We start from the raw sequence: 22,757 nt of genomic DNA on the forward strand, positions 1-22,757 counted from the left end.
CAAGCGTGTGGATCGCAGCGATCCGTGGGTTGGGCAGCGATCACAGCCACACTTCGCCCCCTGCCTGGGAAACCAGCTAAGAGGCTTCCAGCGTCCAGCGGTCCATCACCTGTTCCACCAGCACCTTCTGGCAGATCACCTGCAGCACCACCACCAGCGGCAGGGCCAGCAGCACCCCGGGCAGGCCCAGCAGCGCGCCCATGCAGAGCTGGGCCATCAGTGCCACCGTGGGCAGCATGTTGACCGTACGGCTGAGCAGCACGGGCGTGAGCACGAAGGCTTCCAGGTTCTGAAGCAGCAGGCGCAGCAGCAGCACCTGCAGCACCTTGGCCGGGGAAATCAGCAGGGCCACCGCCAGTGGCAGCAAGGTGGCGGCCGTGGGACCGATCGTGGGCACAAAGGTGAGCAGGCCACACACCAAGGCGCTGAGCAGGGCCAGCGGCACCCTCAGCAGCGCCAGGCCGGCCCAGGTGAGCAGAAAAACGGTGACGGCGGAGATCGTCATGCCAGCCAGCCAGCCGCCCATGGCCTGACGGCAATCGTGCAGCAGGCTCTCCATTCCGGGGCGGGCAAAGCGCGGGGAAACGGCAAGCAGCAGGCGCTGGTGGCTGCGGGGATCGAGCGCGAGCAGCAAAGCCAGCAGCACCATCAGCAGCACCTGGATGGTGGTATTGGCGGTGCTGCCTGCCACCCCCAGCAACTGGGTGCCGAGCGGTTGCAGCCTGTCCAACGTGGTGAAGCTGGCGAACTGCTGCTCGAGGCTTTGGAACCCCTTGATCCCACCGGCCAGTTCCCCCAAGCGCTGCACCAGCTCCGGCACCAGGCGCGTGAATTCACCGGCCTGCTCCACCAGCTCGGGCAACAGCAGCTCCGACACCTTCAAGCCCAGCAGCACCAACACCACGAGCACCGACAACAGGGCGGTGGGCCGGTTGATCGGCAGCCGCCGGCGCAGCTGGGTGACCGGCACATCGAGCGCTACGGCCAGCACCACGGCTCCGAACAGCACCAACAGCACCCAGCGGAGCTCCCAGAGGAGCAGCCCCAGCACCACGAGGCCCAGGAGTCCGAGCACAGCGCGAGGCTTCATGAAAGCCGACGCTGAAGCTGCCAGGGGTTGAGCACGTCGTGGATCAGTACTTCACGAATGATCACCTGTAGACACACCGCCAACGGCAGCGCCAGCAACAATCCGATCGGTCCGAACATCACCGTGAACAGGAACTGGGCGCACAGGGTGAGGCCGGGCAGCAACTTGAGCTGGTGATGCATCACCGAAGGAGTGATCACATAGCTCTCCAGATGCTGGATGACCAGATAGAGGCCAAGCACCGCCACCGCTTTCCAGGGGGCATCGAGCAGCGCCACCGACATCGGAAAGATGGTGCTCAAGGTGGGTCCCACATTGGGGATCACGTTCAGCAGGCCGGCCAGCAACGCATTGGCCATCACAAGATTCACCCCCAGCAGCCAGAGGCCGATGCCTGAGAGCAGCGCCACGAAGCAGGAGCTGATCAACACCCCCACCATCCAGTCGCTGAGGGCGGTGCCGCAGAGTTCGAGCACGCGGCGGAAGCGGCGACGGTAGAAGGAGGGCACCAGCAACACCGCCACTTCCCTGTAGGCGGTGGGTTGCACCGCCACCATCAGGCTCACGGCCACCACGAACAGCAGCTGCACAGCGCCGCTGCCGAGATTTCCCGCCAGACCCAGGAGCCGCATTGCCCCCTGGCCGATCCCGCCGGCCAGGGCGGCGGTGCTGTCCCCGCCGGCCGGCAACAGGGAGGTCAACCACTCGAAATCAAGGCGGGTGTCCTGCTGGCCGTAGATCATCGCCCCCCCCCAGGAGAGGGTTTCGCGGCCCATCTTCAGCAGCAGCGCGGCGGCGGCGGGCACCTTGGTGAGCAGCAGTCCGAACTGCTCGGCGAAGGGGGGGATGAGCACCGCGATGGCCACGGACAGCACCACCACCAGCCCGAGCACGCTCACCAACAGCGCCAGCGAGCGGTTGCAGCGCAACCGTTGCTGCACGAATCCCACCAGGGTGCAGATCGCCATGGCCAGTACCACGGCGGCAAAGACCTGAATCACCACACCGCGCAGGCTCCAGAGCAGTGCGGCAGCGGCGATGGTGGCGGCGAACCCAAGCCAGTTCCCGAAGTTCAAGCCGGATCCGACTCCGCAGCAGGGGCTCCAGCGTCAGCCTCGTCGTCCTGGCCGGCGAAGCCAAGGCCGTGGCCCGCGGCATAGCGCTCCGCGAAACGCATGAAGCGCTCGAAATCTTCTTCGTTCTTCCAGGTGTAGGTGGCTTCGATGGCGCTGGCGCGGCCGTTCACGAAGCGAGCCTTCACCTCACGGGTCACGAGCTCCCCCTCTTCATCAAGGAGGAACATGCCGGTGATGTCACCAATGCTTTCGGGGGCCAGTGCTTCCGGCTCCTCGAACACGAACATCGCCTGGCCGGTGCGGCCGTCGCGGGAGCGGGTCAGCCGGATGTCGGGAATCACGGGTTCGTCCACCCCGCGGAAGAACTGAATAGCCGTCATCGCAGAGGGGTGGAAAATTCGATCCTAGGCAGAGCCGGATCGGCGCTTCACGGTGCGTCGTCTCCGACCCGTAGGGCTCGGCTGACATAGTGGGCAACACGCTGGCCCTGCTCTGGCTGGCTGAACGCCATGCTTTCCGGACCACCCGCCTCTGCCACGGTCACAGCCGATCAGCTGCTGGAGCGGTTCCTCAGCGCTTCCCCACGGCAGCAGCGCAGCCTGCTGGCCCAGCTGGAGGCACGTCGCACCGAGCTGCGCCCTCTGCTGATCGATCGCTTAGCGGGGCTTGATGCCAGCGGCGACGACTGGGTGCCGGGCGCCTTGATCCACTGGCTGTTGAGCGAGACCGACCCCCTGGCTGCCGATTTCCGCGGCCGGTACCCCCAGGGGTGGCTGGAAACCCCTACCGGCAGCGGCATCGACTACCAGCCTCTGCAGGCGGCCCTGAGCGAGCAGGCCTTCGAGCTGGCCGATCGCTGCACGAGCTCGATCCTGCGCCAGCTGGCCGGGCCCGCCGCCGAGGCCCGCGGGTACGTCTATTTCAGCGAGGTGCCACCGATCAGCGGCATCGATCTGCAGACCCTCGACCGGCTCTGGCTCTGCTACTCGCGCGGACGCTTCGGCTTCTCCGTACAGGGGCGCCTGCTGCAGGCCTGCGGCGGCCGCTGGGAGCGGTTGTGGCCCAAGCTCGGCTGGAAGGAGGAGGGCCTCTGGACCCGCTACCCCAAGGCTTTCACCTGGTCGCTGGAGGCACCGGATGGGCATATGCCCCTGATCAACCAGCTCCGGGGCGTGCGGCTGATGGATGCGCTGCTCAGCCATCCGGCGCTGCAACAGCGCGTGAAGGGTGTCGCTGAGGGCAACGGCGCACGGCGTTAGGGTCAAGCCAGAGCGGAAAGCGGAGTCGATGCCCCGGCCATTGGTCCCATCCCTGCGCTGGACCGATTTCATCACCCCTTCCACCCTGCAACTGGCGCCGCTCCTGGAGCTGCTGTTGGAGCCGATGCGCAGGGCCCACAACCTGGCCCAGCTTCAGCTCGGCTTGCAGGAAGCCTTGGTGAACGCCGTCCGCCATGGCAACGGCGGCGATCCGGGCAAGTGCCTGCGCATCCGTCGCATCCAGACCCCGCGCTGGATGATCTGGCAGATCCAGGACGAAGGCACGGGCGTGCCGACAGCGCGGCGCACCAGCGCCCTGCCGGAGGAACCCGGCTCCTGCTGCGGCCGTGGTTTCTTCCTCATCCACCACTGCTTCGACGACGTGCGCTGGAGCGACCGGGGCAACCGCCTGCAGCTGGCGGTGCAGATCCGGCCCGAACGGGGCTGAGTGCTCAGCAGGATCCTTGGTTGGTGCCCACGACCTGAGGATCACTGCCTGCGGATCGCTGCCGGATCAACACGACCGGATGATCCCTACCGGGAGCCGTGCCCATGGCTCGGGCAGCCGGGGTCGCTTCGCTCCCCTTTCAGCCAGCCCAGGCCGTGCTCCAGCAAGGCGATCGCCTCCGCATGGGCGACAGGGTCGCGGCGGTGGGCCGGACTGGCCTCGCTGAGCAGATGCACCAGCGCCGAGGTGATCTGCTCGGCCGCGCGCCTGGGCTTCTGGCTCTTGTGCGCATGCCAGTCGCGGCCATCGATCACCAGCAGACGCTGCAGCTGCTCGGCCAGCTCACGGCTGCCCGGCGGCCATCCGGTTGCGGGGCCAGTGCCGGAGGAGGGCTCTGTGCTGGTGGCGGGGTTGGTGCCGGTGCCGGTGGAGGGGCCGGTGGAGAGGGCAGAGCTGCCGGAGGGCATCGGCACTGGACGAAACCAAGGGGAGGGATCCATCCTGGCGGCATGACAAGCGGTTTGACCCCTCGCAGCCGTCCCTCCAGTCGCCAGGCGGGGGGATGGCTGCACAGCCTCTCACGCATGCTGGCAGTGGCCGCCCGGGCCGAGCGGCTCAAGCCGGACGACAACAGCAGCGGCGCCCGGCGCCTGCGCCAGCGGCTTGAACTGGGCCAACGCCTGCTCGACCCGCTGCCCAAGGCCCTGCGCACCTCCAACTGGCCGGAGGAAGTGGTGTGGAAAGCCCTGCGCTGGGGGGGAGCCGGAATGCTGCTGGCACTGTGGTTGAAGCGCTGAGCAGCCGTCTCAGGCCGTCACCGCTGCCTCGCGAGGGCGTGTGGCGCACCAGACCCGGGTCATGAAATGCGTCTGGGCCGTGACCGCCTCGAAACCGGCCTGTTGCAGCCGGGCCTCGATGTCGTCGCCCACGTAATCGCGGTAATAGGGCTCGTGGAACACACGGCGGAAGTTCTCCATCGCTGCAGAGAACTGGGGCGAGTCGGCCAGCTGGATCGAGTCGGCCAGCAGTAGGACCCCACCTGGCTCGAGCACCTTGAAGCAGGCGTTGATCACGTTCTGCCGCGCCTCGGCGGGAAGTTCATGGAGCAGGAACACGCAGGTGACGGCCTGGAAGGAGCCATCGGCGAACGGAAGGGCCTCAGCATTGCCCTGCACCAGCTGGGGCAGCTCACCCGGCAGCTGGCTCAGGCAGCGGTTGGCTTCACGGAGATAGGCGGCCGAGAGGTCGAGGCCCACCAGCTGCACCCCGGGCAGGGCCCCGCGCAGCTGGCGCAGGGTGCGGCCCGTGCCGGCGGCCACATCAAGCACCCGCAGCTGACCCGGACGACGATCGGCGAAGGCCCGCAGGCCCCGCTGAAGCGGCGCCAGCAGACGGCGACGCATCGGATCGGCGGTGCCGTTGAACAGGATCTCCACCTGCAGGTCGTAGAGCGCGGCGGAGTGGTCGCTCAGGTAGCCGTCGGTCTGGTGGTGGAAGTTCTGCAGGTAATAGCCGGGGTAGTTCTCCGGCTCCACATCCCGAGGCAGGTCGCGGACATTGCGCTGGCTGCGCCGGCTCCAGATGTTGGGCAGGTCGAGCCAGACCAAGGGGTAGCGGGTGGCCCAGTCAAGCCAGGGGGCATCGAACAACAGCGAGGCGGGATACACCCCCCGCTCCGCTTCCTGCCAGTCGAGTTCCAGCAAGCGGTCCATGGAGGCGCGCAGCTGGTTGAGCATCTCCGGTGGCACCGGTACGGTCTTCGGGCCCCCGTCGGCGGCCAGCAGCTGCCCCAGACGGGTGCTCAGCTCCTTGTGCGCCACTCCCACCAAGCTCTTGCCTTGCTGGAGGGTCTGGTACGCGAGCTTGCTCACGGCATCGGGCATGGCGGCGCGGGAACATCCCTTCACATCGGCTTCATTCCAGCGGATCGCCGCGGAGGTCGCGAGCCCCACGCGCCCGAATCTTCCGGCGAAACCGGTCCGATCGCGGGCTCAGACCGACCGGAACGGCTCCCCTTGAGGTGGGGCCAGCGGCAGTCGCCGCCGCTGTCGCTCGATCCAGAAGGCAATCCAGGCACTGCTGAGCACGTCACCCTCCAGCAGGAAGGCATGGTCCGTGGCCAGAGCCTCCAGCGCGGCGAGCGGGTGCGTGGGCAGCGGCGGGAACGGGTCTGGCTGGGCCTCCGCCGGCGGATGGGAGGGATCGAGCACCTGGATCCCGCCGGGATCGATCTGGCGGCGGATGCCATCGAGGCCCGCCAGCAGCAGGGCGCTCCAGGAGACGTAGGGATTGGCAGCGGCCTCAATGGCCACGAACGCCAGTCGCTGGCTGGCCGGCGTGGGCCGGGCCACCGGCAGACCTACCACGGTGCTGCCAACCCCTGGCGCGTAGGCCCGGCGCAGTGGCGCAGCGCTGCCTGCGCCCCCCCAACCGCCATCGATCGACGCACCGGTGCCGGTGAGGGCAAGCAGGGCCGGGGCATGCAGCAACAGCCCACCGATGTACCAGCGGGCCGTCTGGGAGAGATCGGCGCGGGTGCCTTCGCCGTAGAACAACGGCAGGCGGGCCTTGCGAAGGCTCTGGCTCACCGGCAGGCAGCCGGCCGCCTCCGCCGGCCGCTCTGCCGCCACCAGGGCCGCTGACAGCCCGCAACAGGCGGCCAGATGATGGGCGGTGTAGCCGAGCCGCATCAGGCCATCGGCAGCGGGAAGCAGCTCCGCGGCCTGCAGGGGGGCAGGCGTGCCCAGCAGCGAGAGCAGTTCGCTGCGGAAGGCCAGCGACCGCTCCGGCAACGCTGCTGCCTGTCCGTGCTCCCCCAGGGGGATGCGGCCGGCGGAGCGGTCACCGGCGCCACGCAGCAGCAGATGCGGAGCCACCTGGAACAGGGCCGTGTCCGCCAGGCCAGAGCTGGCCAGCGCCTCGGTGGCGCGGCTGGCCAGCGAGCGGGCGCAGCCGGGATGGCCATCGGAGCGGCAGCGCATCCAGCCGAACAGGCTGAGCGGTGCGGTGGGGAGGAACGGATCACGCCAGGCACTGGCGGCATCGAGCACCACCGCCGCTTCCGGCAGATCCCCTGCCGCGAGCGACTCCCCGCCGAAGCCAGCGGCGGGCAGGCCTGCAACGGACACACCTTCGCTGAAACTGGACGGCTGGATCAGCTCGGCGGCCACGGTGAGGTGATGCCAGCGGCCGGACAGGTCGCAGAGGCCGAGATCGACCCGTTCAATCGCCTGATCGCGCAGCCGGCGCAGGACGTCATCGACGGTCAGAGCCATGGGCGAAGGGGAAGGAAGAGGAGCGCAAGTGGGAACCAGCAGACCAGCATGACCCCGGCCCCCGTGGCGCCGGCGGGACCCAAACAGGCCGAACGGCCTGCGTAACCGTTTCTGTCAGATTCGGCAGATCCCTCAGCTGGACAGGGTTCTGGGCATTTCACAGTGCTAGCTTCCAGCCCAGGTGCGTCGATTTCAACGTCATGCGCGATGCCATCACCGGTCTGATCGGCCGGTATGACCAGCTGGGGCGCTATTTCGATCGGAACGCGATCGATCGCATCTCCGCCTACCTGGCGGAAGGCGAACAACGGCTCATGGCTGTGGAAATCATCAACCAGGGAGCCACCGACATCGTGCGGGAAGCCAGCCGGCGCCTGTTCGAGCAGGATCCCGAGCTGCTGCTGCCCGGCGGCAATGCCTACACCACCCGGCGCCTGGCGGCCTGCCTGCGGGACATGGACTATTTCCTGCGCTACGCCAGCTACGCCCTGATCGCCGACGACGCCACGATTCTCAACGAGCGGGTGTTGAACGGTCTCGACGACACCTACAAGAGCCTGGGAGTTCCCACGGGCCCCACGGTGCGCAGCATCATGCTGCTGGCCGATGTGGTGATGGAGCGGCTGGCCGAAGCCGGTTTTGATCCGGCTCCGCTCGTGCGGGTCCCCTTCGATCACATGGCCCGTGGCCTGTCTGCGCTCGACGTGCGCTGCCGCTGAATCCGCTCCAAGCCGTGTCTGCCCAGGGCCAGCTCTGGCCTCTGGGTAGGCTGCAACCCACTTCTTCGACGCCCTGCTGGCCTTGGTCACACAGTCTTCCGATCTCCCGGTGAACGATCGTCATCGGCTCCCCCTGGAACCGATCGCCACCCCCGATCGCCTGCTGCTGGGCCCAGGGCCGTCGAATGCCCATCCCACGGTGCTGGCTGCGCTGGCACGCACACCGATCGGTCACCTCGATCCGATCTACATCGAGCTGATGGGCGAGGTGCAGGAACTGCTGCGTTACGCCTGGCAGACCGACAACCGCCTCACCATCCCGATGAGCGGCACCGGCAGTGCCGCCATGGAAGCCACCCTGGCCAACACCATCGAACCGGGTGACAAGGTTCTCGTGGCCGTGAAGGGCTATTTCGGCCTGCGGCTCGTCGACATGGCCCAGCGCTACCGCGCTGAGGTGGTCACGATCGAGCGCCCCTGGGGGGAAGCCTTCAGCCTCGAAGAGCTCGAAGCGGCGATGGCGCTCCACAAGCCGAAGATCCTGGCGCTTGTTCATGCCGAAACCTCCACCGGTGTGTGCCAGCCGATGGAAGGCATCGGCGATCTCTGCCGCCAACACGACTGCCTGCTGCTGCTCGATACGGTCACATCGCTCGGCGCCGTTCCGGTTCATCTCGACGCCTGGGGAGTGGATCTCGCCTACAGCTGCAGCCAGAAAGGGTTGAGCTGCCCTCCCGGCCTTGGTCCCTTCACCATGGGCCCTCGGGCTGAAGCCAAACTGGCTGCCCGCAGCGGCAAGGTGCCCAACTGGTACCTGGATGTGTCACTGCTCAACCAGTACTGGGGTAGCAACCGGGTGTACCACCACACGGCGCCGGTGAACATGAACTTCGGCATGCGCGAAGCGTTGCGCCTGCTGGCGGAGGAAGGCCTGGAGCACGCCTGGGCCCGCCATCGCAGCAACGCCGAGCGCCTCTGGAGCGGCCTGGAGCGGCTCGGCCTTGAGCTGCTTGTGCCACAGCCCCTGCGCCTGCCCACGCTCACCACGGTGCGCATTCCCGAGGGTGTGGATGGAAAGGCCTTCAGCCTCCATCTGCTCAACCGCCACGGCATCGAAGTGGGCGGCGGGCTCGGCGCGCTGGCCGGCTCGGTGTGGCGCATCGGCCTGATGGGCTACAACAGCCGCGCCGAAAACGTCGATCTGCTGCTCAATCTGCTGGAGACGGAGCTGCCGGCGTTCCAGTCGGGCCGCACGGCCGTCGCTGTCGCCGCTGCCTGAACCAATCCGCCAGGAGCAGGTTGGCCTGCACCTCCAGCAAGCCACCCTCCACCTCCATGCGGTGGTGAGCGCTCGGGTGCCGGGCCAGGTCCACGCTGCCACCCAACCCTCCGCGTTTGGCATCTCCGGCGGCGAACAGCACCCGCCCCATACGGGCCTGCACCAGGGCGCCAGCGCACATCGGGCAGGGTTCGAGCGTCACGATCAAGCTGCAGTCGTTGAAACGCCAGCTGCCACGCATGGCCGCAGCCTGGCTCAACGCCACCAGCTCGGCATGGCCGAGTGGATCCTGATCCAGCTGCCGGCGGTTGCTGCCCCAGCCGAGGCAGCGCCCTTCCCCATCCAGCACCACCGCCGCCACAGGGATCTCTCCCCTGTCACCGGCGCGGCGGGCCTGGCGCAGCAACCGCTCCATCCACAGGCGCTGCTGGGCGGCAGGAACGGGCGGAGGGCTCAGCACAGCGCAGCGGTGGCCGGGTCGGGCACCCAGCGTGTCAGTGCCTCCATGCTGAGGGACGGCAAGGGAGAATGAAGCCCCTTCCTGCACCGCCGTTGGCCGTCACGCCACACCTGCACCAGGCGCTTGAGCCGTTGCCGTTCGCAGCGCCAGGGCAGGCCGATCCGCTGCTGGAAGCGTTTCTCAACGGGGCGGTGCAGCAGCTCTGCCAGTGGCTGGGCACAGCCACCAGCCGCCCGCCGCTGCCAGGGCTGAGCCTGTTGCCGGAACTGGAGCCCCGCCGCCACGGCCTGGATGGCACCACGCTGCTGGCCGACCTGCAGGTGCTGATGGACGGGGCCTACAACCCCAACCACCCCGGCGCCCTGGCCCACCTCGATCCGCCGCCGCTCACCGCTTCGCTGGTGGGGGATCTGGTCTGCGCCGGTCTGAACAACAACCTGCTCTCCGAAGAGCTGTCCCCCTCACTCAGCCGCCTGGAGCGGGGCCTGTGCGGCTGGCTGGCCCGTCGCATCGGGCTGGGAGACGCCGCTGGCGGCATCCCAGCCAGCGGCGGCAGCCTCAGCAACCTGATGGCGCTGGTCACGGCGCGCCAGAGCCGCGGCCTGCAGCACCGCCCAGACGTGGTGGTGCTGACCAGCACCGACGCCCATGTATCGCTCGACAAGGCGGTGCTGGTGATGGGACTGCCGCCTGAGGCCTTGCTGCGGCTGCCCACCGATGCAGAGGGGCGGCTGGATCCGCAGCGGCTGGAGCAGGCGCTCACTGACCTGCAGCGGGCCGGCCGGCCCGTGCTGGCCGTGGTGGCCACCGCCGGCACCACGGTGCGCGGCGCCGTGGATCCGCTGGAGCCCCTGGCCGAGCTGTGCCAGCGCCATGGCCTCTGGCTGCACGTGGACGGGGCGATCGGTGGCGTGCTCGGCCTCAGCACCGTGCACTGCGGGGGTGTCGCAGGGCTGGGCCGGGCCGATTCGGTCACGTTGAACCCCCAGAAGCTGCTTGGGATCACCAAAACCTCTTCGCTGCTGCTGCTGGCCGAGCCCGACGCCCTGCATCAGACCTTCGGCACCGGGCTTCCCTACATGGAACCCAGCTGGGGAGGCGCCCATGGCGGCGAGTGCGGGCTACAGGGAAGCCGCAGCGCTGAGATCCTCAAGCTCTGGCTTGGCCTGCGTCAGCTCGGGCTCGAGGGGATCGACCAGCTGGTGGGCGAGGCGATCGCCCGCCGCCAGCGGCTGGAGCAGCTGCTGCACGCCGCGGCCCCGGCCGGGGCCCTCAGCCTGGTGGGTGGCCCGTTGCACCTGCTGGCCTTCCGGCCCAGCGGCGCCGATGCCCAGGCCTGCGCCCAGTGGTCGCAGCAGTGCCGTGCGGCGCTGCTGGCGGAGGAGTTGATGCTGTCCCGGCCGCTGCATCAGGGCCACCATCACCTCAAAGCGGTGCTGGGCAACCCCCACACCCAGGGCGAACATCTGGAGCGGCTGGCCGCCGTGGTGGCCCGCTCGCTGCCCGTGCCTTCCGCGCTGCTGGTGCCTACCCATGGCTGATTCCGACAAGCGCGGCCGCTGGGTGGCCATCCTCACCGGGGCGATCTCGATTCTGATCGGGGTGCTCTACCTCGGGCTGATCACGGTGCTCGACGCCCGCGGCCCCCTGCTTCCCCCTCCCCCCGAGGCCCTGGGCGTGGCGGCAGCTGGGGGTCCTTCCGCCGCTGCAACGGCTCCACCACCCGGTTGAAGGCCGCCTGCAGGAAGTCCTTGAGGGCCCCCTCGCGGCGGTTGAGGTCGTAGAGGCGGCGCACCACCTCCTGCATGCCGCCATCACCCCAGTCCTGCCCCTGCTCGAAGTAGGTGAGAAAGCTCTGACCGGCAATGCGGGTGAACCAGGCCGCACTCACCCCCTGCACTGCCTTGCTCACAATCAGCGCCGGCAGGTTGAGGGTGAGGGCGGAGCCGATCAGGGCCAGCCCGCCCTTGATCACGCCAAGACCGGCCAGCGTGCGCCCCACCGACAGGGCCAGATCCTGGCCGGCCTCCCGCGTGAGGGTGACGCCATAGACCTTGCCCAGCTCCACCACCATCTGGGCGTTCACCGCCGCGGTACCAAGCAGATCCACCACGGGCAGGGGCGTAACCACGAGCACCCCGGCACCGATCCACATGTAGCGATCCACGATGCGTTCGCCGTCGCTGCGGCGCTGGGCGCTGAGCAGGGCCCGGCTGGCCTCGCTCAGCCGGCGGCTCTGCAACAGGATGTTGTCCGCCAGCAGCTCCTCACCGTCCTGATGCAGCACGGTGGCGATCCGTCGCAGCAGGGCATCGATCTCCGGCAGCGGCTGGTGCGGGCGGCCCCCGGGCAGCGGTACCGACTGGGGGGCGGTGCTGGCAGGCAGCACGTCCTCGTCGGCGAGGCGGCCGGAACAGCGGCGGCGCAGCAGCTCAAGCAGGCGGCGCTCCTCCTCCTGGCCGCGCAGATCGCACTTGTTGAGCACCAGCAACAGGCGCTTGCCGAGGCTGGCGAGCGCCTCGAACACCTCCAGTTCAGCGGCGCGCAGGTCGCCGTCGACCACGAAGAGCAGCAGATCGGCGCGGGCGGCCCGTTCCCGCGCCGTGATCTCCCGTTGGCGGCCATCACTGCCTGCTTCCAGAATGCCGGGGGTGTCCACCAGCCGCAGACCGCGGCGCAGTCCCTTGAGCCGCAGGCGGTAGACGCGGCAGTCGCCGGTGGAGCCCATCGCGGCACCCACCTCCCCCACCACTTCATCCAGCAGGGCACGGATCAGGGAGGTCTTGCCGGTGGAGCCGGTGCCGAACACCACCAGCTCGAGATCACCACGGGCCAGCTCCGCCTCCACCCGTTCCCGCTCCTGCCGCAACGCCACGCGCGCCACGTCGTCCCGGACCCGTTCGAGCACCTGATCGATCGCCTGCAGCTGCCGTTCGGCCGCCTCCTGGCGGTTGCCGGGCGCCACGGCCGGCGGTGGCGGCGCTGCCGGCGGGGGGCGGCGGCGCCAGGCCAGCAGCCAGGGGCCGGCAAAGCGGGCCACCAGCAGCACACCACCACCGAGCAACAGCAGGGTGACCGGGCCCACCAGCCAGGCCGGCAGCAGGTAGCTGAGTTGCCAGAGCAGATTGTTGACGGCCTGGATCAGCACGGAGGCCGCCACGACGGCGGCCAGCGCCACCGCCAGCCAGATCCAGAGGTGGAAGCGGGGCATCAGCGCCGGGCGACGGCGGCTGGGGTGCCGCTGGGCGCCGCCCGCATGATGTCGCCCCAGAGGGCAGCGGCCTGGGCGCTGGAGCCACCGGTGGGGCGGTTGTCGTCGTTGCCGAGCCAGATGCCCATCACCATGTGCCGGCGCGGTTCGAAGCCCACGAACACCAGGTCACGCGCCTCGTTGGTGGTGCCGGTCTTGCCACCCTCGTTGCCACCCAGGTAGGCGGCAGTGCCGGTGCCGGAACGCACCACCGCGCGCATCATCCCTTGCATGGCCTTGGCCGTCTGGGGTTTGACCACTTGCCGCCCCGGGCTCACGCTTCTGGCAGTACGGGCCCGCTGCTCGCGACAGCGGGCGCTGTCGAGGCCGGCACAGGTTTCGGCATCGGTGAGGCGGCGGATGGTGCTGGGCGCATGCCACACCCCGTCGTTGACCACAGCCGCGTAAGCGGCGGTGAGCTCGGTCAGCACCACCTCACTCTGGCCAAGGGCCAGCCCGGGAACGGCATGCAGCGGCGAGGTGATGCCGAGGTCTCGGGCCGTCTGCTCGACCGCCTCCAGCCCGACGCGGCGGGCCAGCCGCAGCGCGGCGGTGTTGCTGCTCATCGCGAAGGCCTGCCGCTGGCTGATCGCGCCGCGGCAGGTGCTGGCGAAGGATTGCCCCGCCCAGGTGAGCGGGCCGCAGTCGATGCCATCGCCGGGCTTGGCACCACGCTCCAGCGCCGCCACGTAGGTGAACAGCTTGAAGGTGCTGCCGGGCTGCCTGAGGGCCATGCTGGCCCGGTTGAACTGGCTGCGGCGGTAATCGCGGCCGCCGGCGATCGCCAGCATCCCGCCGCTGCGGCTGTCGAGCACCACCACCGCCCCTTCCGAGGCGCCGCCGCGGGCCAGGGCCCGCCGCAGCTGGCGCTCCACCACCTGCTGCAACGCCGGATCAAAGTGGGTCTCCACCAGGAAGTTGCCCTCCACGGCCACCTCCGCACCCACCAGGGTTTCCAGATCAGCGCGCACCTGATCGGTGTAGAAGGGCGCCGGGCGTCCCTGGCCACTCCGGCAGGCCTTGGGGCCGAGCTGAATCGGCCGGCGGCGGGCCTGGCGGGCCTGATCAGCGCTGATCTTTCCCGTGTCGGCCATCTTGGCGAGCACGGCATTGCGCGCGTCCAGCGCCGCCTGGGGATTGGAGCAGGGATCGTGGCCGTTCGGCGAAGGGAGCAGACCCACCAGCAGGGCCGCTTCATCCAGATCGAGCCTGGCGGTGGGTTTGCCGAAGTAGCTGCGGGCGGCATCCTCGAAGCCCCAGCCCACGCCCAGATACACCCGGTTGAGGTAGCTGAGCAGCAGCTCGCTCTTGCTGAATCGGGCTTCCAGCTGCAGCGCCACCAGCAGCTCGCGCCACTTGCGGGCCAGGGTCTCGCCCTGTCCCACCTGATCGGGGTAGAGGCTGCGGGCCAGCTGCTGGGTGAGTGTGCTGCCCCCCTCCAGCACGCGCCCGCCCAGCAGGTTGGTGACCAGGGCGCGACCGGTGCCGATCGGATCCACCCCCGGATGCCACCAGAAGCGGCTGTCCTCACTGGCCAGCAGCGCATCCCGCAGCACCGGCGGGAAATCGGAGAGGTTCTTGTTCTCGCGGTGTTCGCGCGAATCGGCTGATTGCAGGGGCCGGTTGGCGCGGTCGTAGAGGGCCAGCGGGCCCCGCACCGGCGCCAGGCTGCCGCGCAGCGGCAACTGCAGCACTGACAGACCCAGCAGCAGCAGGCCGGCCCCGGCAGCGCCCGCCAATGCCAAGGTGCCGGCCCGGGCCAGGCGCAGCAGCCGGGGCATGGGTCGCCGCTGGAACACCAGTTCTGGCAACCCCGGCTCCGAGGGCGGGCCGAGCCGCACCACGTCGCCGTCCCGCAGGAGCAGTGCAGTCACCCGGCTGCCGCGCCAATAGAGGCCGTTGGTGGAGTTGTCATCGCGGATCAGCCAGTCACCGCCCACCTGCTCCAGCAACGCGTGCTGCTTGCTCACCGCCGGATGGTCGATGCCGACCTCCAGGCGGTTATCGCGGCCGATGCGATAGAGGCCGCCGTAGAGCGCCAACCGGCGTGAGGGCTGACCGGGGAGGAACACCTCCAGCACAGCGCCTCCCGCTTCGGGCGGCTGCGCCAGGCGCTGCTTCAGGCGCTCAAGTCCCGCGACCACGGCTCTCCTCCAGCAGGTCGAGCGCCAGGCAGATCACGGCCACGTTGATCGCCACATCCGCCAGGTTGAACACCGGAAAGCGCACCGGCACCAGTTCGAGAAAATCCACCACCCAGCCGAGCCGCCAGCGGTCGAGGCCATTCCCGAGCGCGCCACCCAACAGCGCCCCCACCCCCAGCCACTGCCAGCGGCGCAGGCTGCTCTGGCGCTGGATCCACACCCCCAGGCCGATCGCTACCACCAGGCTCACCAGCGCCAGCGCCTTGGTGGAGCCGGTGAACAGGCTGAAGGCGGCGCCGGTGTTGAAGACGAGGCGCAGGCGCAGCAGACCGGGCAGCAAAGGGCTGCTGGAGGTGCCGGAGAGGGCCGACAGGGCCCAGGCCTTGCTGGCCTGATCGAGCACCAGCACCACCAGGGCGGTGATCCAGGCGGCGCGGCGGCGATGGCCGGCGAGGCTCATGACGGCCCCCCGTTCACGAGCTGACCAGCAGCAGCCGGCGCAGCGGCACGGCCAGCACCGCCACGGCGCAGCAGAGCATCAGCTGGGGCAGCAGCGGACCGAGGCTGTAGGCGAGCAGCAGATCGCCCAGGCCCCCTCCCCAGCGGCCCACCAGTCCACCGAGCAGCAGGTAGGCGAGGCCGCACAGCTGGATCACCCCCAGGCCGAACAGCGCCGCCCCCATCAGGCGCAGCAGTTCGCCCATGCCGGGCTGGCTGGCCAGGCGGCCGCTCAGCCAGGCGGCCGGGATGAAACCGGCCAGAAAGCCGAAGCCCGGATCGAGCAGGTAGGCCATGCCGCCACCGGTGTGGAACACCGGCAGCACCAGCAGGCCAAGGCTCAGGTAGGCCACCGCCGCCAGCAGGGCCGGCCGTGGGCCGCACACCAGGGCAGTGAGCAACAGGGCCGGCACCTGTGCGGTGACCGGCAGTTCGCGCAGGGCGTAACCCCCATCCACGAAGGGCATGGCAACGGCGACACGGATCAGGCCGCCGCTGATGATCAGCAGAAGTCCGACGATGGCGCCGCTGCAGTTGGCTAAGGCCCGCAAGCAAGGGAGATCTGGTTGGCTCCATCCTGCTGTAGTGGGGGGCAGCTGCACAGCCTTGCCAATGGACGAACCGCCATTCCCTGCCTATGCCGTCGGTGCCCTGGTGCAGCTGGGCGAGCGGCCGGCCTATCTCAAGACCGCCGACCCGATGCCGATGCTGCGACCGCCCGATCTGGTGGACAGCGGAGAGGTGGGTCAGGTGGTGAGCCTCAGAGCACTGGGACAGCTGGCCGTGCGCTTTCGGCGTGGCACCTTTCTGCTGGAGCCCGATCAGCTCTGCGCCGCCGCTGAAACGGACCCCCCTGCCGAACGCCCCAACGGGTGAGCGGCCCAGGCCCGTTCCGCCATGGCGAGGGCGCCAGCTGGACCGCACAGGCTGAGGCTGGGGGCTGCCAGCAAACTGCGCGCCACTTGCTGCAGAGCGTGGGGGGTGAGCGCTTCGGCGCGGACCACCGCCTCATCGGCGTAGGACCAGGGCAGGCCATGGCCGAGCACCAGCGCCTGGCGATCGGCCACCTGGCCACCAGTCTGGCGGCCAACCGCAGCGGAACCGCGGAACTTCGCGAGGGCGAGCTGCCACTCCGGGAGGGTGAGGGGTTGATCCAGCAGCCGCTGCCATTCGTTCAGCAGCTCGGTGGTGGCCAGCGCCGCCCGCTCGGCTGAACTGGAGAGGTGGCAGACGAACGGGGCGGCCCCGCGGCGAGCCGGCAGGTGCACACCCACGTCGTAGGCAAGGCCGTGCTCTTCGCGCAGGGCCACGAACAGCCGGCTGGACATGCCCACACCGAGATGGCACTGCAGCAGGCGCAGAGCCAGGGAGCGGGGATCGGCCAGGGGCACCGTGGCGGCTCCGAGCATCAGCACCAGCTGCTCGGTGTCCTGCTCCACCGTCACCAGCTCAGGGCCGCCGCAGCCTGCGGGGCCGGCGCCGGGCTGCGGCGCAAAGGTGGTCCAGGGAGAGGGTTCCTGACCCTCATCCGCCACCTCCAGCAGATCCCTCACCGCCTCGGGCGGTTGGCCCGCCATCACCAGCACCGCCCCCTGCGAGCCGAGCCCGGCGGCGGCCTGCGCTAACCGGGGCCGCTCCACGGCGGCGAGCTCATCGTCCACACCCAGGGGGTCATGGCCGTAGCCCCCCTGGCCGTAGAGCTGGCGGCGCAACAGATCGTGGGCCTGCTGGAACGGATCTTCCCGCTGGCGGGCGAGGGTCTGCAGGTTGAGCTGCCGCTCAAGGCTGAGCTGATCCGGCGCCAGCCACGGGCTGCGCACCATGGTGTGCAGCAGCGGCAGCACGGCAGAGGCATCGGCCGTGGCGCACTTGAGGCTGATCACCAGGGCGTCTTCGCTGGCTTCGCAGCGCAGTTCATCGCCGAGGCCCTCCACCAGATCGGCAATCGCCTCGCCACTGAGGTTTCCGCAGCCGCGGGTGAGCAGGCCGGCCAGCAGCTGGGCGCGACCCCGCTGACCGGGCGGGTCGGCAGCGCTGCCGCCCCTGATCCAAAGGCGCGCCGACAGGATCGCCGGGCCAGGGCGCCGGCTCACCCAGACCGGACAGCCGCTGCTCAGGGTGAAGGTGTCAGGCGCCGGCAGGGGGGGGATGGGAGGAATGCTCATGCGGGCAGGGCCAGCACACGGCAGGCGCGCTCAGGGGCGAACAGGGGCAGGATCTCAGCGTGCAGCCGTTGCGGCGTCCAGAGCCGCAGCCGTTCGAGCGGCTCCTGCAGTGGCTCCAGCCGCCCCCAGAGGCTCTGGTTGCCGATCAGCCCCGCCACCGGCGAAGCCGCCTCCAGACCAAAGCGATAGCCGTTCGCCACCAGCCGCTGGGCCCGCTCCCACTCGCTGGTGCTGGGGGGCGTGGCGCTGAGCTCCTGCCAGACCTTGCCGATCTCCGCCTCCACAGCCTCCGCCTGATCGGGTTCGCAGACGGCTTCGAGCAGGGCCAGGCTGCCGGCCTCGAGCACGTTGAGATCGAGGTCAACACTTTCCACCAAGCGCAGATCCTCCCGCAACCGCTGCACCAGACGGCTGCGGCGTCCCTCCGCCAGCAGGGTGGTGAGCAGGTCAGCGCCGGCCGTGGCCTCCAGATCGGCAGCGGCGGGCAGTTGCCACACCATCAGCAGACGGGCCGCCTCCAGGCGAGGGAGCCGGAGGGTGTGGCGGCCGGGCTGCAGCGCGAGGACTGGGGCAGGAGCGGCCGAGGGCGCAGAAGCAGGGGCCGATGGGGTGGCTGGTGTGGTGGTAGCAGGGGGCTCGCCGGGTCCGGCACTGGCGGAGAGGCCTGCAGGATCAGCCAGGTCGGCCAGGGCGCTGCCCGCCACCATGGCCTCGAGATCCAGGCCATCGAGGGCACCGGCCACCGCCAGGCTGCAGGCGCTGGGCCGGTAGCCGCGCCGGTGGAAGGCAGCCATGCGCTCGGGGTTGTGGCGGGTGAGGGCCTCGCGCTCACCGAGAATCGCCAGTCCGTAGGCATGACCTGGGCAGGCCAGCGCCAGCAGCCGCTGGAAGGCCACGTCCTCCGGCTGGTCTTCGCTCTGGGCGAGTTCTTCGAGCACCACCTGACGCTCCATGTCGAAATCGGAGGCCTCCAGGCGCGGGTGCAGCACCAGATCCAGCAGCAGATCGAGGGCTTCCGCCGCCGCCGGCGGTGGAATCAGCACGTGGTAGTGAACGTCATCGAAGCCGGTGGCGGCATTGCTGCTGCCGCCGAGCGCCTCGATGCGCTGATCGAACGCTCCAGGGGCAAGGGTTTCGCTGCCCTTGAACACCATGTGCTCGAGGAAGTGGGCCAGGCCGGATTCGGCCGCCTGCTCGCTGGCGCTGCCGGCGCGGCACCAGAAATCCAGGCAGACCACCGGCGCCTGCTCCTGCCGCACACTCACCACCGGAACGCCGTTCTGGAGATGGAAGGCCTGGGGCGTCGGCAGGGCCTCATGCAGGGCAGGCAGGGAGCTCAACGGTTCAGATCCTGGCCGTGGGAAGATCAGCATTCTGCTGGCTGAGGCTGCATTGGCGAGCGCCACGATCCCAGCCACCGGCGGGGTGCACCCCTTGGTGGACACGCTGGCGGCAGCGATCCGCAGCAGCTGGCAGGCGTTGCCAGAGCTGGAGCCGCTGGCGATCGCCGACGACCTGGAGGCGATCAGCGGCAGCCTCGATGGCGAGCGGCTGTTCATCCACAACGAGCTGCGCCGCTGCCGCGGTCTGCGCAAGCTGCATCTGGAAACCGCCCGGCTGGGGGCCGGCCTGCAGATCCTTCACTGCGTCTACTTCCCTGATCCCCGCGCCGATCTGCCGGTGTTCGGCGCCGACATCGTGGCCGGGCCGGCGGGGGTGTCCGCCGCGATCGCCGATCTCTCCCCCACCCGCGGTGCGCTGCCGGAGGGCATCGCCGGGGCCCTGGCGGCCCTGCCGGTGCACCCCTTCAGCCAGCCACGGGAGCTGCCGCCCTGGGGCACGATCTTCTCGCCCTACGTGCGGTTCGTGCGCCCGGTAACCGCCCAGGAGGAGGGCTGGTTCATTGAAGAAGTGCAGGGCTTTCTGGCGGTGCTCTCGGCCGCAGCCCAGGCCGCCCACTTTCAATCCTGGGACGATCCAGCTACGGTTGCCCGGTATCACGGTCAGCTGTCGTATTGCCAGCAACAGAAACGAAACGACAAGACGCGACGGGTGCTGGAGAAGGCCTTCAGCCCAGCGTGGGCCGACCGGTACATCGAGGAGCTTCTGTTCGACGATCCGCCGGAGCTTCCCTGACTCCCGGCCGTCCCCGCGCCCTGCGCCTCGCGATCGCGGCGCTCGTGGTGGCGGGCGTGGCTGCGGTGGCCTGGCAGTTCCGCCCGAAGCCGGCACCCACGCCGGCACCCGTCGCCAGCAGCCGGCCTGCCGTGGTGGATGCCATTTCGGCGCTGGGCCGGCTCGAACCGGCCGGTGACATCCGCAATCTGGCGGCACCGATGTCGGAGATGGGCGGCAGCCCCCGCATCTCCGAGCTGCTGGTGCAGGAGGGCGACAGCGTGGCGGCGGGGCAGTTGCTGGCGCGCTTCGACAATCGCCCTTCGCTGCTGGCCCGGCGCAGCCTGGAGCGCAGCCGCATCGCCAACTTGAACCGCAGGGTCGCCGTGCTGGAGCGTGAAGTGAACCGCTACCGCCAGCTCGCCCGCAATGGCGCCGTCGCCGCCTCCGAACTGGAAACGCGCGAACTCACGCTGCTGGAGCTGCAGGGCAACCTGCGTGAAGCCCTTGATCAGATCGCACGCACCGAAACCGATCTGGTGAACAGTGAGTTGCGTGCTCCGATCAGCGGCACCGTTCTGAACGTCGAAGCCCGGGCGGGCGAGCGGCCCGGCGACAAGGGCATCCTCCAGATCGGCGCCAGCGACCGCATGGAAGTGGTGGCCGAGGTGTACGAGAGCGACATCCGCCGGGTGAAGCTCGGCCAGACCGCCAGCATCAGCAGCGAGAACGGCGGCTTCGATGGCAGCCTGCGCGCCCGCGTGATCCGGATCAGTCCGCAGGTGCAGCAGCGGGAGGTGCTCGCCACCGATCCCACCGGCGATGCCGACGCGCGGGTGGTGGAGGTGCGGCTCGCGCTGGATCCGGCCGATACCGCGAAGGTGCGCAACCTCACCGGAACCAAGACGATCACCCGCTTCGACCCATGAGCCGGAGCCTGCCGTGATGCGCGTCCCCTTGCTCGGGGATCTCTGGGCCGCCCGGCGCATCCCCCTGGCCTGGCTGCTGCTCACCCGTCAGCCCATGCGGCTCCTGGTGGCGCTGGCGGGGATCAGCTTCGCGGGCATCCTGATGTTCATGCAGCTGGGCTTCCGCGACGGCCTGTTCGACGCCAGCATCACAATCCACCGGCTGTTCGACGCCGACCTGGTGCTGATGAGCCCGCGCACGATGAGCTCGATCAGCATGTCGAGCTTTCCGCGCCGCCGGCTCGTGCAGGCCCTCGGTGACCCTGCGGTGCAGGGGATCACCCCGGTGCACTGGAGCTTCCTGCTGTGGCGCAACCCTGAAACGCTCGCCACCCGTCAGATCCTGGCGCTTGGCTTCGAGCCGAACGATCCCCTGTTCACCGACCCGGGCCTGGCAGCCAAGGCGAAGCTGCTCACCCAGCGCGACAGGGTGCTGTTCGATGAGGCCTCAAGGCCGGAGTTCGGACCGGTGGGTCCGTGGTTCCGCGAAGGGAAGACGGTGGAAACAGAGGTGGATGGCAAACGGGTGCGGGTGGCAGGCCTGGTGGCCCTGGGCCCCTCCTTCGGCGCCGACGGCAACCTGATCACCAGCACCGAAACTCTGCTGCGGCTCAAACCCAACACCCCGCCGGGGGCGATCGAACTGGGCCTGATCCGCCTTCGGCCCGGCGCTTCCCCAGAGGTGGTGCAACAGCGGTTGCGGGAGCGGCTGCCCGCCGACGTGACGGTGTTCACCAAGCAGGAGTTCGAGGAAGCCGAGAAGGACTACTGGCGCACCAGCACCGCGATCGGGTTCATCTTCACGCTCGGTGCCGCCATGGGCTTCGTGGTGGGCTGCGTGATCGTGTACCAGATCCTCTACAGCGACGTCAGCGACCACCTGCCCGAGTACGCCACCTTGATGGCGATGGGCTACCCGCTGGTGACCCTGCTGGGGGTGGTGGCCCGGGAGGGCATCCTGCTGGCCGTGCTCGGCTATGTGCCGGCCTACGCCGCCGGCACCGGCCTTTACCACCTGGTGCGCTCCGCCACGCGCTTGCCGGTGGGGATGGAAGCCAGCCGCTCCCTGTTGATCTTCGGCCTGATCCTGGTGATGTGCATGGGCTCCGCAGCCCTGGCCATGCGCAAGCTCGGCGATGCCGATCCTGCCGAAATCTTCTGAGCCCTGCGCCGATGTCCCCTGTCACCCGCACCGTCACGAGCCCAGCCGACTACGGCAGAGCCGATGCCAGCGCCAACGCCTCGGCCATGGTGGAGATCAGCGGCCTCTGCCATTCCTATGGCAAGGGAACGATGCGCCGGCAGGTGATCCAGAACGTGGGTCTGCGCATCGACCCGGGCGAAGTGGTGCTGCTCACCGGCCCGTCGGGATGCGGGAAAACCACGCTGCTCACGCTGGTGGGGGCGCTGCGCCAGGTGCAGGAGGGCCACGTGCGTGTGCTGGGCCAGGCCTTGGAGAACAGTGGCCGCGGCGAGCGACAGCGATTGCGGCGCCGCATCGGCATGATTTTTCAGGGCCACAACCTGTTGCGTTGCCTGACGGCCGAGCAGAACGTGCAGATGGGGGCGGATCTGCTGCCGGGGCTGGGCTACCGCGCCCGCCGCGACCAGGCCCGCGAATGGCTGCGGGCCGTGGGGCTCGGCGATCACCTGGGCAAGTTGCCCCACGACCTCTCGGGCGGTCAGAAGCAGCGGGTGGCGATCGCCCGGGCCCTGGCCACCCATCCACGCCTGCTGCTGGCGGATGAACCCACCGCCGCCCTCGACAGCCAGAGCGGCCGCGAGGTGGTGGAACTGCTGAAGCGCCTGGCGCGCGAGCAACAGTGCGCCGTTTTGATGGTCACCCACGATCCGCGCATCCTTGATGTAGCCGACCGGCTCGTGAAAATGGAAGACGGTCGCCTGTCGTCCGCGCCACTGGCGATCGCTGCGACAGCGCACTGAGGGGCGGCCCGGAAGCTGCGCTCCAGCGGAGCAGCTGACTACAGCTGTGAGCTGCGGCGGTGAACTG

Annotated in this window: 24 protein-coding genes; 11 read left to right on the forward strand and 13 right to left on the reverse strand. The window is 69.4% G+C overall.

All coding sequences use genetic code 11. From position 1 onward, the window contains the following. Positions 1 to 76: 76 nt before the first annotated feature. Genes KBZ19_RS13225 through psb28 form a run of 3 tightly spaced genes read right to left on the reverse strand, consistent with a single transcriptional unit; the run spans position 77 to position 2,546 of the window. Positions 77 to 1,090 (reverse strand): AI-2E family transporter, encoded by a 1,014-nt coding sequence (locus KBZ19_RS13225; RefSeq protein WP_255101256.1) that lies wholly within the window; start codon positions 1,088 to 1,090, stop codon positions 77 to 79. After that, the gene (locus KBZ19_RS13230) at positions 1,087 to 2,166 is read right to left on the reverse strand and encodes an AI-2E family transporter (protein ID WP_255101257.1); all 1,080 of its coding nucleotides are present in this window, start codon (positions 2,164 to 2,166) and stop codon (positions 1,087 to 1,089) included. Before KBZ19_RS13230 ends, KBZ19_RS13225 begins: the two co-directional genes overlap by 4 nt. Continuing rightward, the gene (gene psb28, locus KBZ19_RS13235; protein ID WP_094513137.1) at positions 2,163 to 2,546 is read right to left on the reverse strand and encodes a photosystem II reaction center protein Psb28; all 384 of its coding nucleotides are present in this window, start codon (positions 2,544 to 2,546) and stop codon (positions 2,163 to 2,165) included. The genes KBZ19_RS13230 and psb28 overlap by 4 nt, the downstream gene beginning before the upstream one ends. A 129-nt stretch (positions 2,547 to 2,675) precedes the next feature. On the opposite strand from psb28, the gene KBZ19_RS13240 reads away from it, so the two are divergent. Continuing rightward, the gene (locus KBZ19_RS13240) at positions 2,676 to 3,425 is read left to right on the forward strand and encodes a GUN4 domain-containing protein (protein ID WP_255101258.1); all 750 of its coding nucleotides are present in this window, start codon (positions 2,676 to 2,678) and stop codon (positions 3,423 to 3,425) included. 28 nt (positions 3,426 to 3,453) lie between these two features. Continuing rightward, positions 3,454 to 3,873: an ATP-binding protein gene (locus tag KBZ19_RS13245; RefSeq protein ID WP_255101259.1), complete on the forward strand. Its 420-nt coding sequence runs from the start codon at positions 3,454 to 3,456 to the stop codon at positions 3,871 to 3,873. A gap of 86 nt (positions 3,874 to 3,959) precedes the next feature. Here the strand turns inward: KBZ19_RS13245 and KBZ19_RS13250 are convergent, their stop codons facing one another. After that, positions 3,960 to 4,373, reverse strand: coding sequence for a DUF6439 family protein (locus tag KBZ19_RS13250; protein WP_255101260.1), 414 nt, complete (start codon positions 4,371 to 4,373; stop codon positions 3,960 to 3,962). 9 nt (positions 4,374 to 4,382) lie between these two features. On the opposite strand from KBZ19_RS13250, the gene KBZ19_RS13255 reads away from it, so the two are divergent. Next, complete coding sequence (locus KBZ19_RS13255) at positions 4,383 to 4,670, forward strand: hypothetical protein (protein ID WP_255101261.1); 288 nt, start codon at positions 4,383 to 4,385, stop codon at positions 4,668 to 4,670. A 9-nt stretch (positions 4,671 to 4,679) separates the two neighbouring features. On the opposite strand, the gene KBZ19_RS13260 is transcribed toward KBZ19_RS13255, so the two are convergent. Together KBZ19_RS13260 and KBZ19_RS13265 are read right to left on the reverse strand one after the other, a co-directional pair. Beyond that, a complete protein-coding gene (locus tag KBZ19_RS13260; protein ID WP_094513476.1) occupies positions 4,680 to 5,756 on the reverse strand; it encodes a class I SAM-dependent methyltransferase in 1,077 nt (358 codons plus the stop codon). Positions 5,757 to 5,864: 108 nt separating this feature from the next. Continuing rightward, positions 5,865 to 7,148, reverse strand: coding sequence for a hypothetical protein (locus KBZ19_RS13265; protein WP_255101262.1), 1,284 nt, complete (start codon positions 7,146 to 7,148; stop codon positions 5,865 to 5,867). Positions 7,149 to 7,348: 200 nt separating this feature from the next. On the opposite strand from KBZ19_RS13265, the gene KBZ19_RS13270 reads away from it, so the two are divergent. Further along, the gene (locus KBZ19_RS13270; protein ID WP_255101263.1) at positions 7,349 to 7,867 is read left to right on the forward strand and encodes an allophycocyanin subunit beta; all 519 of its coding nucleotides are present in this window, start codon (positions 7,349 to 7,351) and stop codon (positions 7,865 to 7,867) included. Between the two features lie 109 nt (positions 7,868 to 7,976). After that, positions 7,977 to 9,146 carry an alanine--glyoxylate aminotransferase family protein gene (locus KBZ19_RS13275; RefSeq protein ID WP_255101264.1) on the forward strand — a complete coding sequence of 390 codons (1,170 nt, stop codon included), beginning with the start codon at positions 7,977 to 7,979 and terminating at the stop codon, positions 9,144 to 9,146. Here KBZ19_RS13275 and KBZ19_RS13280 read toward each other — a convergent pair. Then, the gene (locus KBZ19_RS13280) at positions 9,076 to 9,606 is read right to left on the reverse strand and encodes a nucleoside deaminase (protein WP_399220308.1); all 531 of its coding nucleotides are present in this window, start codon (positions 9,604 to 9,606) and stop codon (positions 9,076 to 9,078) included. The genes KBZ19_RS13275 and KBZ19_RS13280 overlap by 71 nt on opposite strands. A 68-nt stretch (positions 9,607 to 9,674) precedes the next feature. Here KBZ19_RS13280 and KBZ19_RS13285 point away from each other — a divergent pair, with 68 nt between their 5' ends. Then, positions 9,675 to 11,147 (forward strand): pyridoxal phosphate-dependent decarboxylase family protein, encoded by a 1,473-nt coding sequence (locus tag KBZ19_RS13285; protein WP_399220310.1) that lies wholly within the window; start codon positions 9,675 to 9,677, stop codon positions 11,145 to 11,147. An 80-nt stretch (positions 11,148 to 11,227) separates the two neighbouring features. On the opposite strand, the gene KBZ19_RS13290 is transcribed toward KBZ19_RS13285, so the two are convergent. The 4 genes from KBZ19_RS13290 to KBZ19_RS13305 are packed head-to-tail and all read right to left on the reverse strand — an operon-like array spanning position 11,228 to position 16,049. Continuing rightward, positions 11,228 to 12,817 (reverse strand): YcjF family protein, encoded by a 1,590-nt coding sequence (locus KBZ19_RS13290; protein WP_255101266.1) that lies wholly within the window; start codon positions 12,815 to 12,817, stop codon positions 11,228 to 11,230. Next, the gene (locus KBZ19_RS13295; RefSeq protein WP_399220312.1) at positions 12,817 to 15,000 is read right to left on the reverse strand and encodes a transglycosylase domain-containing protein; all 2,184 of its coding nucleotides are present in this window, start codon (positions 14,998 to 15,000) and stop codon (positions 12,817 to 12,819) included. Before KBZ19_RS13295 ends, KBZ19_RS13290 begins: the two co-directional genes overlap by 1 nt. Beyond that, positions 14,984 to 15,460: a signal peptidase II gene (lspA, locus tag KBZ19_RS13300; RefSeq protein WP_255101267.1), complete on the reverse strand. Its 477-nt coding sequence runs from the start codon at positions 15,458 to 15,460 to the stop codon at positions 14,984 to 14,986. The genes KBZ19_RS13295 and lspA overlap by 17 nt, the downstream gene beginning before the upstream one ends. A 13-nt stretch (positions 15,461 to 15,473) precedes the next feature. Then, positions 15,474 to 16,049, reverse strand: a complete 576-nt coding sequence (locus KBZ19_RS13305; RefSeq protein ID WP_094513125.1) for a biotin transporter BioY — start codon at positions 16,047 to 16,049, stop codon at positions 15,474 to 15,476. A gap of 61 nt (positions 16,050 to 16,110) precedes the next feature. Here KBZ19_RS13305 and KBZ19_RS13310 point away from each other — a divergent pair, with 61 nt between their 5' ends. Further along, positions 16,111 to 16,374, forward strand: coding sequence for an NAD(P)H dehydrogenase assembly family protein (locus KBZ19_RS13310; RefSeq protein WP_255101268.1), 264 nt, complete (start codon positions 16,111 to 16,113; stop codon positions 16,372 to 16,374). Here the strand turns inward: KBZ19_RS13310 and KBZ19_RS13315 are convergent. Together KBZ19_RS13315 and KBZ19_RS13320 are read right to left on the reverse strand one after the other, a co-directional pair. After that, complete coding sequence (locus KBZ19_RS13315; protein ID WP_255101269.1) at positions 16,320 to 17,663, reverse strand: pitrilysin family protein; 1,344 nt, start codon at positions 17,661 to 17,663, stop codon at positions 16,320 to 16,322. The two genes, KBZ19_RS13310 and KBZ19_RS13315, sit on opposite strands and share 55 nt — an antisense overlap. After that, positions 17,660 to 19,003 (reverse strand): pitrilysin family protein, encoded by a 1,344-nt coding sequence (locus tag KBZ19_RS13320; protein WP_255101270.1) that lies wholly within the window; start codon positions 19,001 to 19,003, stop codon positions 17,660 to 17,662. The genes KBZ19_RS13315 and KBZ19_RS13320 overlap by 4 nt, the downstream gene beginning before the upstream one ends. A 52-nt stretch (positions 19,004 to 19,055) precedes the next feature. Between KBZ19_RS13320 and KBZ19_RS13325 the strand changes: the two genes are divergently transcribed. From KBZ19_RS13325 to KBZ19_RS13340, 4 genes are all read left to right on the forward strand, one after another. Next, positions 19,056 to 19,799 carry a phycocyanobilin:ferredoxin oxidoreductase gene (locus tag KBZ19_RS13325; protein WP_255101271.1) on the forward strand — a complete coding sequence of 248 codons (744 nt, stop codon included), beginning with the start codon at positions 19,056 to 19,058 and terminating at the stop codon, positions 19,797 to 19,799. Next, positions 19,742 to 20,707, forward strand: coding sequence for an HlyD family efflux transporter periplasmic adaptor subunit (locus tag KBZ19_RS13330; protein WP_255101272.1), 966 nt, complete (start codon positions 19,742 to 19,744; stop codon positions 20,705 to 20,707). Before KBZ19_RS13325 ends, KBZ19_RS13330 begins: the two co-directional genes overlap by 58 nt. 16 nt (positions 20,708 to 20,723) lie before the next feature. Beyond that, entirely contained in the window at positions 20,724 to 21,908 is a 1,185-nt protein-coding gene (devC, locus tag KBZ19_RS13335; protein WP_255101273.1) for an ABC transporter permease DevC, read from the forward strand. An 86-nt stretch (positions 21,909 to 21,994) separates the two neighbouring features. Beyond that, complete coding sequence (locus KBZ19_RS13340; protein WP_255101319.1) at positions 21,995 to 22,690, forward strand: DevA family ABC transporter ATP-binding protein; 696 nt, start codon at positions 21,995 to 21,997, stop codon at positions 22,688 to 22,690. Positions 22,691 to 22,757 lie beyond the last annotated feature (67 nt).

The sequence above is a fragment of the Synechococcus sp. L2F genome (genome assembly GCF_024345695.1).
Taxonomy (GTDB): domain Bacteria; phylum Cyanobacteriota; class Cyanobacteriia; order PCC-6307; family Cyanobiaceae; genus MW101C3.

Bases quoted from the DNA above. Each gene is read 5' to 3' on its own strand.
- KBZ19_RS13225 (WP_255101256.1), bottom strand. From the start codon at position 1,090: ATGAAGCCTCGCGCTGTGCTCGGACTCCTGGGCCTCGTGGTGCTGGGG.
- psb28 (WP_094513137.1), bottom strand. From the start codon at position 2,546: ATGACGGCTATTCAGTTCTTCCGCGGGGTGGACGAACCCGTGATTCCC.
- KBZ19_RS13240 (WP_255101258.1), top strand. From the start codon at position 2,676: ATGCTTTCCGGACCACCCGCCTCTGCCACGGTCACAGCCGATCAGCTG.
- KBZ19_RS13245 (WP_255101259.1), top strand. From the start codon at position 3,454: ATGCCCCGGCCATTGGTCCCATCCCTGCGCTGGACCGATTTCATCACC.
- KBZ19_RS13250 (WP_255101260.1), bottom strand. From the start codon at position 4,373: ATGGATCCCTCCCCTTGGTTTCGTCCAGTGCCGATGCCCTCCGGCAGC.
- KBZ19_RS13255 (WP_255101261.1), top strand. From the start codon at position 4,383: ATGACAAGCGGTTTGACCCCTCGCAGCCGTCCCTCCAGTCGCCAGGCG.
- KBZ19_RS13260 (WP_094513476.1), bottom strand. From the start codon at position 5,756: ATGCCCGATGCCGTGAGCAAGCTCGCGTACCAGACCCTCCAGCAAGGC.
- KBZ19_RS13265 (WP_255101262.1), bottom strand. From the start codon at position 7,148: ATGGCTCTGACCGTCGATGACGTCCTGCGCCGGCTGCGCGATCAGGCG.
- KBZ19_RS13270 (WP_255101263.1), top strand. From the start codon at position 7,349: ATGCGCGATGCCATCACCGGTCTGATCGGCCGGTATGACCAGCTGGGG.
- KBZ19_RS13285 (WP_399220310.1), top strand. From the start codon at position 9,675: ATGAAGCCCCTTCCTGCACCGCCGTTGGCCGTCACGCCACACCTGCAC.
- KBZ19_RS13290 (WP_255101266.1), bottom strand. From the start codon at position 12,817: ATGCCCCGCTTCCACCTCTGGATCTGGCTGGCGGTGGCGCTGGCCGCC.
- lspA (WP_255101267.1), bottom strand. From the start codon at position 15,460: ATGAGCCTCGCCGGCCATCGCCGCCGCGCCGCCTGGATCACCGCCCTG.
- KBZ19_RS13310 (WP_255101268.1), top strand. From the start codon at position 16,111: ATGGACGAACCGCCATTCCCTGCCTATGCCGTCGGTGCCCTGGTGCAG.
- KBZ19_RS13315 (WP_255101269.1), bottom strand. From the start codon at position 17,663: ATGAGCATTCCTCCCATCCCCCCCCTGCCGGCGCCTGACACCTTCACC.
- devC (WP_255101273.1), top strand. From the start codon at position 20,724: ATGCGCGTCCCCTTGCTCGGGGATCTCTGGGCCGCCCGGCGCATCCCC.
- KBZ19_RS13340 (WP_255101319.1), top strand. From the start codon at position 21,995: ATGGTGGAGATCAGCGGCCTCTGCCATTCCTATGGCAAGGGAACGATG.